12 protein-coding genes are annotated in these 13371 nt (G+C 69.7%); 7 read left to right on the top strand and 5 right to left on the bottom strand.

What is annotated here, in order from left to right:
* The first annotated feature begins 6 nt into the window (after positions 1–6).
* The 7 genes from OAW74_RS03925 to OAW74_RS03895 all read left to right on the top strand — a co-directional run bounded on the left by OAW74_RS03925 (position 7) and on the right by OAW74_RS03895 (position 8352).
* Complete coding sequence (locus tag OAW74_RS03925; protein ID WP_262873025.1) at positions 7–2172, top strand: RNA degradosome polyphosphate kinase; 2166 nt, start codon at positions 7–9, stop codon at positions 2170–2172.
* Positions 2169–3107: an NUDIX hydrolase gene (locus OAW74_RS03920; protein ID WP_262873024.1), complete on the top strand. Its 939-nt coding sequence runs from the start codon at positions 2169–2171 to the stop codon at positions 3105–3107. The genes OAW74_RS03925 and OAW74_RS03920 overlap by 4 nt, the downstream gene beginning before the upstream one ends.
* 131 nt (positions 3108–3238) lie before the next feature.
* Entirely contained in the window at positions 3239–4339 is a 1101-nt protein-coding gene (locus tag OAW74_RS03915) for a phosphate ABC transporter substrate-binding protein PstS (protein ID WP_262873023.1), read from the top strand.
* A 67-nt stretch (positions 4340–4406) separates the two neighbouring features.
* Positions 4407–5357, top strand: a complete 951-nt coding sequence (gene pstC / locus OAW74_RS03910; RefSeq protein ID WP_262873022.1) for a phosphate ABC transporter permease subunit PstC — start codon at positions 4407–4409, stop codon at positions 5355–5357.
* Between the two features lies 1 nt (position 5358).
* Positions 5359–6456, top strand: coding sequence for a phosphate ABC transporter permease PstA (gene pstA, locus OAW74_RS03905; protein WP_262873021.1), 1098 nt, complete (start codon positions 5359–5361; stop codon positions 6454–6456).
* A gap of 19 nt (positions 6457–6475) precedes the next feature.
* The gene (gene pstB / locus OAW74_RS03900; protein WP_262873020.1) at positions 6476–7255 is read left to right on the top strand and encodes a phosphate ABC transporter ATP-binding protein PstB; all 780 of its coding nucleotides are present in this window, start codon (positions 6476–6478) and stop codon (positions 7253–7255) included.
* A 248-nt stretch (positions 7256–7503) separates the two neighbouring features.
* Positions 7504–8352 carry a type IV toxin-antitoxin system AbiEi family antitoxin domain-containing protein gene (locus tag OAW74_RS03895; protein WP_262873019.1) on the top strand — a complete coding sequence of 283 codons (849 nt, stop codon included), beginning with the start codon at positions 7504–7506 and terminating at the stop codon, positions 8350–8352.
* Positions 8353–8433: 81 nt separating this feature from the next.
* On the opposite strand, the gene OAW74_RS03890 is transcribed toward OAW74_RS03895, so the two are convergent.
* The 5 genes from OAW74_RS03890 to OAW74_RS03870 form a co-directional block, all read right to left on the bottom strand.
* Positions 8434–9318, bottom strand: a complete 885-nt coding sequence (locus tag OAW74_RS03890) for an aminotransferase class IV (RefSeq protein ID WP_262873018.1) — start codon at positions 9316–9318, stop codon at positions 8434–8436.
* 154 nt (positions 9319–9472) lie between these two features.
* Positions 9473–10111, bottom strand: a complete 639-nt coding sequence (locus OAW74_RS03885) for a DNA-directed RNA polymerase subunit beta (protein ID WP_262873017.1) — start codon at positions 10109–10111, stop codon at positions 9473–9475.
* Between the two features lie 43 nt (positions 10112–10154).
* A complete protein-coding gene (locus tag OAW74_RS03880) occupies positions 10155–10937 on the bottom strand; it encodes an anti-sigma factor (protein WP_262873016.1) in 783 nt (260 codons plus the stop codon).
* On the bottom strand, positions 10934–11536 hold the full coding sequence (sigK, locus tag OAW74_RS03875) for an ECF RNA polymerase sigma factor SigK (protein WP_378733315.1): 603 nt from the start codon (positions 11534–11536) through the stop codon (positions 10934–10936). Before sigK ends, OAW74_RS03880 begins: the two co-directional genes overlap by 4 nt.
* A 34-nt stretch (positions 11537–11570) precedes the next feature.
* On the bottom strand, positions 11571–13286 hold the full coding sequence (locus tag OAW74_RS03870; RefSeq protein ID WP_262873014.1) for a cytochrome c biogenesis protein DipZ: 1716 nt from the start codon (positions 13284–13286) through the stop codon (positions 11571–11573).
* Positions 13287–13371 lie beyond the last annotated feature (85 nt).

The raw sequence follows: 13371 nt of genomic DNA, 5'->3' as shown, positions 1-13371 counted from the left end.
GAGGGGATGCTGGAACAGGACGTGCTCGACGCTGGCCTGGGCGATGCGGACGACGACGACTTCGATCTCGACGAGGCGTACGACTCGCAGCTGCCCGACAACCGCTACCTCGACCGTGAGCTGAGCTGGCTCGCGTTCAATCAGCGAGTGCTCGAGCTGGCCGAGGATCCCGCCCTGCCGGTGCTGGAGCGCGCCAACTTCCTGGCCATCTTCGCGAGCAACCTCGACGAGTTCTTCATGGTGCGCGTCGCCGGTCTCAAGCGCCGCATCGTGACGGGGCTCGCCGTGCCGACCAACGTGGGGCGTTCTCCGCACGACGTGCTCGCCGACATCTCGGCCGACGCGCACGAACTGCAGCTGCGCCACGCCGACGCGTGGACGAGTCTCGTGGCGCCCGCGCTGAGCGCGGTGGGCATCGACGTGGTCGGCTGGGACGACCTCAGCAAGAGCGAGCGCGAAGCCCTCTACGACTACTTCCAGGCGCAGGTCTTCCCCGTGCTGATGCCGCTCGCCGTCGACCCGGCGCACCCGTTCCCCTACATCTCGGGGCTGTCGCTGAACCTCGCGATCCGCATCCGCAACGCCCGCACGGGCCGCCAGGAGTTCGCCCGCCTGAAGGTGCCCTCGATGCTGCCGCGCTTCGTCGAGATCGGCCGCGACGGCGAGCGCGTGCGGTATCTGCCGCTCGAAGACCTCATCTCCCACAACCTCGAAGACCTCTTCCCCGGCATGGAGATCCTCGACCATCACGCCTTCCGCCTCACCCGCAACGAAGACGTCGAGATCGAGGAGGACGAGACCGAGAACCTCATCCAGGCGCTCGAGGCAGAGCTGCTGCGTCGCCGCTTCGGCCCGCCGATCCGCCTCGAAGTGGGCGTCGACATGGACCGGCTCACCCTCGATCTGCTCATCAGCGAACTCGACATCACCGAGCAGGAGGTCTATCGGCTTCCCGGCATGCTCGACCTGCGCGGCCTGTTCGATCTGTCGCGCATCGATCGACCTGAACTGCACTACGCACCGCACGTCCCCACCACCGCGGTGGCGTTCCAGCCCGCCGAGCAGAACGGCCGGGCCGACCTGTTCGCCGCCATCCGCGCGGGCGACGTGCTCGTGCACCACCCCTATGAGTCGTTCGCGACGAGCGTGCAGGCCTTTCTCGAGCAGGCGGCGAAAGACCCGCACGTGCTGGCCATCAAGCAGACGCTCTACCGCACCTCGGGCGACAGCCCGATCGTGAAGGCCCTCATCGACGCGGCAGAGGCCGGCAAGCAGGTGCTGGCCCTCGTCGAGGTGAAGGCCCGCTTCGACGAGGCCGCGAACATCGTGTGGGCGCGAAAGCTCGAGAAGGCGGGCGTCCACGTCGTCTACGGCCTCGTGGGCCTGAAGACCCACTGCAAGCTGCTGCACGTCATCCGCGAAGAAGACGGGATGCTGCGCAGCTACAGCCACATCGGCACGGGCAACTACAACCCCAAGACCAGCCGCCTCTACGAGGACTTCGGCCTCTTCACCACAGATGAGCAGGTCGGGCGCGACCTGACCCGCCTGTTCAACGAGCTCAGCGGCTACGCGATCGAGAAGAAGTTCAAGCGCCTCCTGGTCGCCCCGCTGCACCTGCGCAAGGGACTCCTTCGGCAGATCGACCGCGAGCGCCACCACGCGCTCGACGGCAAGCCGGCGCACGTGCGCATCAAGGTCAACTCGATGGTGGACGAGCAGATCATCGACGCGCTGTACCGCGCGAGCCAGGCCGGGGTGAAAGTCGATGTGTGGGTGCGAGGCATCTGCTCGATCAAGCCCGGAATCGAGGGGGTCAGCGAGAACATCACGGTCCGCAGCATCCTGGGCAGATATCTGGAGCACTCGCGCATCTTCGCCTTCGACAACGACGGCGACCCCCAGGCCTTCATCGGCAGCGCCGACATGATGCACCGCAATCTCGACCGCCGCGTGGAGGCGCTCGTGCGCGTCACAGAGCGGGCGCACGTCAAGGAGCTCATCGACCTGTTCGACCTGGCGATGAGCGACTCCACCAGTTCGTGGCACCTCGGCGACGAGGGCGTGTGGACCCGTCATCACCTCGGCGAGAACGGCAAGGCGCTCATCGACCTGCAGGACAAGACGATGGCCTCGGTGCAGCGCCGCCGGCGCGTGCGGGCGGTGCGATGACCGAAACCGCCGTCTACGCGGCGGGGGGCGTGGTGTGGCGCTTCGTCGACTCGAAGCTGCGCATCCTGCTCATCCATCGCACCCAGTACCGCGACCTCACCCTGCCCAAGGGCAAGGTCGACCCCGGCGAGATGCTCGCCGAGACGGCCGTGCGCGAGATCTTCGAAGAGACCGGCATCGCCGTGAACCTCGGCGTGCCGGTGGGGGTCTCCCGCTACCGCATGCCCAGCAAGAAGCAGAAGATCGTGCACTACTGGGCCGCCGAGGCCACCGACGAGGCGATCAAGGCGTCGGCGTTCGTGCCCAACCGCGAGATCGCCGGGCTGGAGTGGATCTCGCCCAAGAAGGCGCTCAAGCGGCTGAGCTACCCGGTCGACGTCGAGATCGTCGAGAACTTCCTGCGGCTGGTCGCAGACGGCGTGCTGCAGACCTTCCCGATCATCGTGCTGCGCCACGCCAAGGCCGAGCCCCGAGAGGGCTGGACCGATGCGGATGCGGCGCGCCCCCTGCATCCGCGGGGAAAGCAGCAGGCCAAGGCGATCGTCGGCCCGCTCTCGGCGTTCGGGGTGCGCAAGATCCTCTCGAGCCCCGCCGTGCGGTGCGTGAAGACCGTGACGCCGCTGTCGAAGTCGCTCGGAGTCGGGATCTCGACCACCAAGCTCATCAGCCAGGATGCGTGGGAGGTCGGCCGCTCCGATGCGCGCAGCGTGATCGGCGCGCGCGTGCGCGCCAGGGTGCCCGCGGTGCTGTGCAGCCACGGCCCGGTGCTCCCCGAGATCCTCACCGAGCTGGCTCTGGCCACCGGCACCCTTCGCGGCTCGTACCTGGGCAGCGCCTCGGCACTCGAGCCCGGCGCGTTCTCGGTCGTGCACCTGTCGGTGCACAACCCAGGATCGGGCATCGTCGCCATCGAGACGCACGCTCCGAAGGTCTGACCGCGCACCATCAGGGCGCCGGTCGTTCACCTCCCGTTCACCGTCGTTCTCCACTCTGGTAAGAGTCCACTCCTACCGTCAGAGCATCCCCGCACCGGGGCAACCTCTGACAAATGTGAAGGATTCACACAGTGAAGATCACCCGCATCGCCCAGCTGGGCGCTGTCGCCGCCGTCGCGGCACTCGCACTCACCGCCTGTGCGTCGAACGAGACCTCCTCGTCGAACTCCGCCGCCCCGTCCGAGGCCGCTCTCAGCGGACAGCTCGTGGGCCAGGGCGCCTCGTCTCAGCAGGTGGCCATCCAGGCGTGGACCGCGGCCTTCCTCGAGGCCAACCCCGACGCCCAGGTCGACTACGACCCCGCGGGCTCCGGCACCGGGCGCGAGTCGTTCCAGGCCGGCGCCGTGAACTTCGCCGGCTCCGACCGCGCCTTCACCACCGACGAGATCGCCGCCGGCGGCTTCGGCGCGTGCGCCGCCGACTCGGGCATCGTCGAGATCCCCGCCTACGTGTCGCCTATCGCGATCATCTTCAACGTCCCCGGCGTCGACTCGCTCGACCTCGACGCGGCCACCGTCGCCGGCATCTTCGCCGGCACGATCACGAACTGGAACGACGACGCGATCGCCGCCACCAACGCGGACGTCGAGCTTCCCGACCTCGCCATCAACGCCGTGCACCGCTCCGACAAGTCGGGCACGACCGGCAACTTCACCGACTACCTCGCCGCCAACGCCGCCGATGTGTGGACGTGGGGCTCGGTCGAGGAGTGGCCGTCGGGCGTCGTCGGCGAGGCCGCCGAGAAGACCTCGGGTGTCGTCAACGCCGTCAAGGCCGGCGAGGGCTCGATCGGCTACGCCGACTCGTCGCAGGCCTCCGGCATCTCGTCGGTGAACGTCAAGGTGGGCGACGAGTTCGTCGCGCACTCGGCCGAAGGCGCCTCGATCGCCCTCGACGCCTCCGAGATCGAGTCGGGCCGTTCGGCGGGCGACCTCGCCTTCGCGATCGACCGCACCACGACCGAGGCCGGAGCCTACCCCGTGCTGCTGGTGAGCTACCTCATCGGCTGCGAGCAGTACGAGGACGCCGACATCGCCGCGCTGACCAAGGCGTTCTTCACCACGGCCGTCAGCGCCGAGGGGCAGGACTCGGCCGCCAGCAACGCCGGCAGCGCCCCGATCTCGGACGACCTGCGCGAGCAGGCTCTGGCCGCGATCGAGCTGATCAAGTAATGCCATGTGCGGCCTCCCGGCGGATGCCGGGAGGCCGCATCGGCGCCCCGACGAGAAATGACCTGAGATGACAGCATCCACCGCCGAGGCCCCCACCAGGGCGAAGGCGAAGAAGCGCGCGGGAGACGTCTGGTTCTCCGGCACGGCGCTGTTCGCCGGATCGATGATCGTCGTGACGCTCGCGGCCGTCGCGATCTTCCTGATCGTGCAGTCGCTGCCCGCCTTCGGCCTCAGCGCCGAAGACGCGTCGCTGCTGAAGACCAACTTCTGGGACTACGTGCTGCCGCTGCTGTTCGGCACGATCTGGAGCGCGTTCCTGGCGCTGCTGGTGGCGGTGCCCCTGTCGCTGGGCATCGCGCTGTTCATCACCCACTACGCGCCCCGCCGGCTCGCCCAGACGCTCGGCTACGTCGTCGACCTGCTCGCCGCCGTTCCCTCGGTCGTCTTCGGCCTCTGGGGCATCCTCGTCTTCGCGCCGGCCCTCGTGCCCAGCTACAAGTGGCTCAACGAGAACCTGGGCTGGATCCCGCTGTTCTCGGGCCAGGTGCTCAACAGCGGTCGCACGATCCTCACCGCCTCGCTCGTGCTGGCCGTCATGGTCGTGCCGATCATCACCGCGATCTGCCGCGAGATCTTCCTGCAGACGCCGACTCTCCACGAAGAGGCGGCGCTGGCGCTGGGAGCGACTCGCTGGGAGATGATCCGCATGGCGGTGCTGCCGTTCGGGCGCTCCGGGATCGTGTCGGCGTCGATGCTGGGCCTCGGCCGTGCGCTCGGCGAGACGATGGCGGTGGCCATGGTGCTCTCGGCGACCAACGTCGTCACCTTCCGCCTCCTCACCAACCAGAACCCGTCGACCATCGCCGCCAACATCGCGCTGACCTTCCCCGAGGCGTACCAGCTCAACATCAACGTGCTGATCGCCACCGGCCTGATCCTGTTCGTCGTGACCTTCGCCGTCAACGCGGTCGCGCGCTGGATCGTCAGCCGCCGCAAGGAATTCTCGGGAGCGAACTGACATGGCAACCACCGCACTCGCCCCCGACCGCAGCGCCGCTCCCGAGCATGTGAGCCTCACCAGCGGCCGACTGCCGCGGTGGGTCCCCTGGGCCCTGCTGGCGCTGTCGCTGGCCGTCTCGGCCGCGCTGTCGTTCCTTGTCAGCACCGCCGCCGGTTCGGAGTTCTCTCTCGCCGGCTGGCTCATCATCGGCGTGCTGCTCTACCTCGTGCTGATCTACGTGCTCTCGCGCGTCGTCGAGGGCGCGCGTCGCGCATTCGACCGGCTCATCACGGGCATCGTCTCCAGCGCGTTCGCCGTCGCGATGGTGCCGCTGATCTCCGTCGCCATCACCGTCGTCACCAACGGCCTCGCCCGTTTCGACGCCGAGTTCTTCACCTCGTCGATGCGCGGAGTGCTCGGCGAGGGCGGCGGCGCGCTGCACGCGATCATGGGAACGCTGCTGATCACCCTCGCAGCATCCGTGATCTCGATCCCGATCGGCATCATGACGGCGATCTACCTCATCGAGTACGGCGAGGGAAAGCGCCTGGCGCGGGCCATCACGTTCCTCGTCGACGTGATGACCGGCATCCCCTCGATCGTCGCCGGTCTGTTCGCCTACGCCCTGTTCGCCCTCATCTTCGGTCCTGGCATCCGCATGGGCTTCGCCGGCGCGGTCGCGCTGTCGGTGCTGATGATCCCCGTCGTCGTGCGCTCGAGCGAAGAGATGCTGCGGCTCGTTCCCAACGAGCTGCGAGAGGCCTCGTATGCGCTGGGCGTTCCGAAGTGGCTCACGATCGCCAAGGTCGTGCTGCCCACCTCGATCGCCGGCATCACCACCGGCGTCATGCTCGCGATCGCGCGCGTCATCGGCGAGACCGCTCCGCTGCTGATCACCGCTGGGTTCACCGACTCGATGAACTACAACCTCTTCGACGGGCGGATGCAGACGCTTCCGGTGTACATCTACTCGCAGTACGCCTACCAGGGCATCCCCGCCGAGGCCTATGTCGAGCGCGCCTGGGCCGGCGCGCTCACCCTCATTCTCATCGTCATGGTGCTGAATCTCGCGGCGCGGCTCGTCGCGCGGATCTTCGCCCCCAAGACCGGCCGCTGAGCCCCCAGAAGGAACACACGTGTCAAAAAGCATCGAAGTCAACGACCTCAACGTCTACTACGGCGACTTCCTCGCCGTCGAAGGGGTCTCGCTCGACATCGAGCCGCGCTCGGTGACGGCCTTCATCGGCCCCTCGGGCTGCGGCAAGTCGACGTTCCTGCGCACCCTCAACCGCATGCACGAGGTGATCCCCGGTGCACGCGTCGAGGGCGAGGTGCTGCTGGACGGCGAGAACCTCTACGGCCCCGCCGTCGACCCCGTGCTCGTGCGCCGTCAGGTCGGCATGGTCTTCCAGCGCCCGAACCCCTTCCCGACGATGTCGATCAAGGAGAACGTGCTGGCGGGCGTGAAGCTCAACAACAAGAGGATCTCCAAGAGCGACGCCGACGCCCTCGTGGAGAAGTCGCTGCGGGGCGCCAACCTGTGGAACGAGGTCAAGGACCGCCTCGACAAGCCGGGCTCGGGCCTCTCGGGCGGCCAGCAGCAGCGTCTGTGCATCGCCCGCGCGATCGCCGTCTCGCCCGACGTGCTGCTGATGGACGAGCCGTGCTCGGCCCTCGACCCCATCTCGACCTATGCGATCGAGGAGCTGATCGGCGAGCTCAAGAACGACTACACGGTCGTCATCGTCACCCACAACATGCAGCAGGCCTCCCGCGTCTCCGAGAAGACCGCGTTCTTCAACATCGCCGGCACCGGCAAGCCGGGAAAGCTCATCGAATACAACGACACCTCGACGATCTTCACGACCCCGTCGGTGCAGGCGACCGAGGACTACGTCTCGGGCCGCTTCGGGTGACCCCGTGCGGATGCCGCCCCTCGGCCGGCAGCATCCGCCCTCCCGTCTCCCGTGCACAGCTCGCTGAGATCGTGGCCGACACGCCGGCGGCCCGGGCCGCGTACCGGCGTGTCGGTTGAACTGTCAGTGAGATGTGCGCGGCGCGGCCGCTCGCTGCGGCTCCTCCTCAGGGGACTGGGCAGCGTGACTCTCCTCGGATGCGGCGGCGGCAGCCCCGTGGTGACGACGGGCGCGGCCATCCTGACGGCATGTGCACCTCTGGAGACGACCTCCGCAGCTACCGCCAGCTGCGCGACGCCGGCTGGACGCGGAAGGCGATCGACGACGCTCTCGGCTCAGGAGCACTGCGTCGCCTGCGTCGAGGCGCCTACGCCGCTTCGGGTGCGTGTGAGGCAGCTGCCGCCGCGGTCGCGCACGGCGGCGTGCTCGCCTGCGTGAGCGCGGCCCGACACCACGGCCTCTGGGTGCTCAGCGACGATCAGCGCACGCACGTGTGGATGGGGCGTGCGCACCCGAGCTACCACCCGCGGGAGCCGAAACCCTGCGACTGCGTCGTGCATTGGGACCGCGGAACGATCACCGACGCGTTCGGGCTGCCCTCCGTCACGCGCATTCTGCGCCAGGTGCTGCAGTGCAAGGGGGTCGAGGACTTCTTCGCGGCTCTCGAGTCAGCGCTCCGGCAGCACCTCATCGGTCGCACCGGGCTGCGCTGGCTGCAGGCGCACACGAACGCTCTGGGCCGCGAGGCGGTGCGACTCGCGCGCTCCGACGCCGACAGCGGCCTCGAGTCGCTGCTGCGCTGGCGGCTGCGCGCGCATCGGCTGGCGGTGAAGACGCAGGTGCACATCACCGGCGTGGGCGTGGTCGACGTGCTCATCGGCGACCGGCTGATCATCGAGCTGGACGGCCGGGCGAACCACCACGACGAGAGCCATCGGCACAAGGACCTCGTGCGCGACGCGAACGCGGCGCTGTGGGGCTACACGACGCTGCGGTTCGACTACGCGCTCGTCGTGCACGACTGGGCGCTGGTCGAGGCGGCGATCCTCGGCGCCCTCGCGGCCTCGACCGCGCACGCCGTGCGCCCAACTGCCTGAGATCTTCACCGACACGCCGCGCGGCGGCATCCGGCACCGGCGAGTCGTGCACGATCTCAGCGACTTGTGCCCGGCGTGGGGTCAGTCGCGCGGGCTCAGCAGGTACCGATTGACGGATGCGGTCAGCTCGGCATCGACGGGGATCGCGGTGCCGTCGACCGACGTGAGGGGAGCGGCCAGCCGCACGCTCGAGACGAGCCAGGCGGCATCGGCCCGCGGCAGCGCGGATGCCGGCACCGTCTCGTAGGCCGTCGCGAACCCGAGGGCCTCGAGGTGGGCGAACAGGCTCAGCTGCGTCGTGCCGTGCAGGATGCCGGCGCCCGGCGCGGGCGTCACGAACCGGTCGCCCTGCCGCAGGATCACCGAGGCGGTCGGCGCCTCCAGCAGCACCCCGTCCGACGAGACGAAGACGGCGTCGTCGGCGCCGCGGCGGTGTGCCTCGCGGATCGCCGCCATGTTCACGGCGTACGACAGGGTCTTCGCCCCGAGCAGCAGCCACGGCGCCCGAGCGGGAGCGCCGCTGTCGAAGCCGCGGTCGAGGGTGACGACCCGGATGCCGGCCGTGCGCTGCGCCGAGAAGTCGGCCGCGGGCGCCGCCGTCACCCAGGCCGTCGGGGTGGGGCCGTGTTCGATGCCCCGGCTGAGGATGAGCTTGATGACCTGCTCCCCCGCTCCCGCGGATGCGGCGGCCTGCGCGATCGCCTGGCGCCACTGCTCGAGGTGGGGCGCCGGCAGGTCGCACAGCGAGGCGGAGTGCGCGAGGCGCTCGAGGTGCGGCCCGACCTCCTGGGCGTGACCGTCGACGACGCCGATCGACTCGAAGATGCCGTCGCCGCGCTGCGTGCTGAGCTCGCCGACGCTCAGGGCAGGCGCACTCGGATCGATGACCGTGAAGGTCTCGGCGAAGTCGGTGCGCAGATCGTCTGCGGCGGCTGGATCGATGACGAGAGCGAAGCGCGAAGCCATGGCACGAGCCTAGAGGGAACGGAGAAGCCGGGCCGCAGAACGCCTCTCGGCGCGAGGCCGCTCGCAGCGGCAGAAGATGGAGCCCGGGGTTACTGCGGCCCGGCTGATCCAGTGTAACCGAGGGGGCGCCGCGGGTATTCCGATGCGCGAAGACTCAGGTCAGCGACTCGCGTCGCCACAGCGCCGCACTCGCCGCGAGGTCGACCGCATACGTCGACAGGCGCAGCGCGCGGGTGGTCAGCGCACTCGCGCGATCGGGCTCGGTCGCCTCGTAGTCGTCGGCCAGATGAGTGGCGCCCGACGCCTCGATGCGGCAGAAGGCCGCCGCACGCTCGAGCGCGACCGCGAAATCGCCTTCGAAGAGGCCCCGCATGATCGTGTCGACGAGGGCGACGAGCTCTTCCGGCGAAGCCGGAGACGGGGCACCGGCGACGACGGGGTCTGCCGACCCGATCTCGACCCGACCCCGCTCGTAGAGCAGCGCCGCGGTCTGCGCGTCGTCGTGGATCATCAGCTGCAGCAGATACAGCCGCCAGAGCGCCCCCGGCAGCGTTCGCGCGGGAGAGCGCGACCACAGCTCCGCGATGTCGTCGATGCCGTGCAGGTCGGTGAAGGCCACCAACCGGTCGACGACGTCGGCGGCAGGCTCGGCCCGCACCCGAGCCAGCAGGGCGTTGGCGGTGGAGTGCGCCACCCGCGACACCTCGGCGGGGTCGTCGCCGACGAAGAACCGGTCGAACACCTCTCCTGGCCTGCGCACCGGCTTGTGGAAGTCACGGGATGCGTCGGCCATCGCTCCAGGCTACCCGCGCCCGACCTGGTGCGGCCCGGCGCGCTCACGACGTCGCGATGGCGGCGATCGGGTCGCTGGTGGGCTGCCCCGTCGGCGACCCGCCGTGCTGTTCGACGGTGACGGCGATCGTGTCGCCCGGCTGCATGCCGCCCTCCAGAGGCGCGACCGCCGCGCCGTCGTCGGCATCGAACGTTCCCGCCGAGATCGCAGCGCCGTCACGCACCCACCACAGTTCGAACGTCTGATCCGACTCGATCTCCGGCAGACCCTCCCCCACGATCACGGCCTCCCCGAGCGACTCCGACCAGTGCGCCGCGATGGTCCCACCGCCGGCGAGCGGCGCGCTGGCGGTCTGCGCATCGGGCGCCGCTTCGATCTGCTCGAGCGCCGTGAGCTGCGCAGGTGTGCGCACCAGATCGGCGATCGCCAGCGCTCCCCAGCCGGCCGCGACGATGAGCACGACGGATGCTGCCAGTGCGAACAGACGGCGCCGCCACCTGCGCGGCGCCACGGGCGACGCCTCGCGCGGCGGCTCCTGCCTGCCGGCCTGGGCGACGGCATCCGCGGCCTGGGCGCCGGCATCCGCGGCGGCCGCGCCGGCATCCTGCGGCGCCTGCGCGATCTGCGCCAGCAGCGCGGCGCGCACGGCCGGCGGCGGGGCGACGGCGGGCGTCCCCTCGGCGAGCAGCGCCGCGGTCTCGGCGTCGGCGGGCGACCCCCACTCAGGGTGAGCGGCCAGAGCCGCGGCGTAGCGAACCTCGTCGTCGGCGCCCAGGGCGTGCAGGGCGTGGCCTGCCGCGAGTTCGGCGAATTCCTGCTCGTTCACGATGCCACCCCCATCTCGGTGCGCAGGCGCGACAGTCCGTCGCGCATCCTCGTCTTGATCGTTCCCAGCGGCGAGCCCACGAGGGCCGCGATCTCGCTCTGAGAGTAACCGCCGTAGTAGGCCAGCACGATCGCTTCGCGCTGCGCCTCCGGCAGCACCCGCAGCGCCCGAGACACCCGCTCCCCCTCGATCTGCAGCTCCACCTGCTCGGCGACGCCGTCGTGGGCTACGTCGAGATCGCGGTGCCCGACGCGCACGTCGCGTGCGGCGGCCGACTGCGCCGAGCGCACCCGGTCGACGGCCCGCCTATGTGCGATCGTGAACACCCAGGTTCTCCCCTGTCCCTTATTCGGAGCGAAGCGCGCGGCGGTTTGCCACACCTCGAGGAAGACCTCCTGCAGCACCTCCTCGCTCTGCGCGCGGTCGACGAGCACCCGCAGCACGAGGCCGAACACGCGCGCCGCGAGCATGTCGTAGAGGTCGGCGAACGCCCGCTGGTCGCCGTCGTCGGCGATGCGCGCCAGCAGCGCCCCGGCGAGGTCCGGCGTCGAGCCGTCCTCTGCCACATCCATACCGTCGATGACCATCTCAGCCAGCATGCCCGACATCACCCCCTTTCACCGGGAGCCTTGCTCAGCCGAACGTGAAGGAGTATGCCTGCACACCCTGGTCGACCTCGACGGTGAGCCGCCCCTCGCTCGGCTCTCGCCCGTCTATGAGCGCGTACGAGCGCGGCGTACCGCTGACCTCGATCACCTGTTCTTCGCCGCCGTCGACGCTCACCCGCACCTCGCCCTCGCCGGCGAGCACCATTCTCACCTCCGAGGCGCGGAAGGCGAGACGGATGCTGCCGCCTCCGGGTCCCGCGGGCTCGGCGTACTGCGTCTGCACCTGCCAGGGGCCCTCGAGTGCGAAGGTGTCCTGGGGCTGGTCGGCCGGCAGAGCGTACTTGTTCTCGCCGGCGCGGTAGTCGCCCTCGCCGCCGTAGTTGACGTCCTTGCTCGACCCGAGGAAGGTCTCGGGGGTCGTGCTGCCGGCATCCGGGGTGGTGTCGGCGACCTCGGTCTGGGCGGGGAGGTCGACATCGGGGTCGGCGTCGGTCAGCAGCTGTCGGATGAGCTTCTCGGTGGCGGCGTAGTTGCCCTCTCCGAAGGCGATGTGGCGCACGGTGCCGTCGGCGTCGATGAGGTAGTGCGCGGGCCAATAGCGGTTGCGATACGCGGTCCACGTCGACAGGTCGTTGTCCAGTGCGATCGGGTACGTGATGCCGAACCCCTTCGCCCCTGCCGCGACATTGGCGGCATCCTTCTCGAACGCATACTCGGGCGAGTGGACGCCGATGACCTGCAGCCCGGCCTCGCGGTAGGCCCGATCCCATGCGACGACGTGCGGGATCGAGCGCTGGCAGTTGATGCACGAGTAGGCCCAGAAGTCGATGAGCACGACCTGTCCGCGGAGGTCCTCGAGGTCGATGCCGGCACCCCCCGGGGTGTTCAGCCACTGCTCGATGCCGCGGATGGCGGGGGCGGTGCCGCACGATTCCAATTCGTCTGCGCCGTTGCTGCACTTGTCGAGATCGCGGTTCTCGTCGGTGACGAGGCCGCCGAGGTCCAGGGCCCTGCGCGCGTCCGGATTGTCGGTGAGGTCGCGCTGGAGCTCGGCGGTGTAGTCGGGCACGAGGCGCTGCAGCAGCTGCGGCACGTTGAAGACGAGGCCGACGGCCAGGGCCAGCATGGCGATCCCCGCGGCGATGCGGATGCCGCGCTCCTTGGAGCGGAAGCTGCGGATGCGCTCGACGAGGCCGCGCCCCGCCAGCGCGAACACGAGGAGGGGCACGGCGACGCCGACGGCGAACGACGCGGTCAGCGCCACCGTGTCGATGCCGATGCTGCCGGTGGCTCCGGCGACGATGATCGCCGCCAGCACGGGACCCGCGCAGGGCACGAAGACGGCGCCGAGCGCCAGGCCGACGCCGAAGCCGCTGCCGCGGTTGGCGACCTCGCGCCGAGGGATCCACTGGAACGGCTTCTCGAGCAGGCGCTCGACGGCCGGCACGAGCAGGCCCACCCCGATCAGCACGAGCACCGCGATGCCCACCCAGCGGATCACGTCCTGCGGAAGATCGAGCGCACCCAGAAGGAGGGTCCCGGCCAGGGTGACGACGGTGAAGCTGGTCACGAGCCCCGCGATCACGAGGTACGGACGCCATCGCGACGCCGGTGCCGGCTCGTCGTCGAAGCGCGCCGACTGCGCCCCGCCGGTGAGGAAGATGACCGGCAGCACTGGCAGGATGCACGGCGAGATTCCGGTGATGAGACCGCCGAGCAGTCCGATGACGATGAGCGACATGCGCATTCCCTTCGTTGAGCGCTGTTCGTCGCCGAGTGGTCGATCGGATTGATCGGGAGCCGTCCCATCCGAACGGGCGAGGGCA

The sequence above is a fragment of the Microbacterium fluvii genome, assembly GCF_025515205.1.
Classification (GTDB): domain Bacteria; phylum Actinomycetota; class Actinomycetes; order Actinomycetales; family Microbacteriaceae; genus Microbacterium; species Microbacterium fluvii.
The sequence above is the reverse complement of the archived record's forward strand: the minus strand, read 5'-3'. Positions and strand labels throughout refer to the sequence as shown.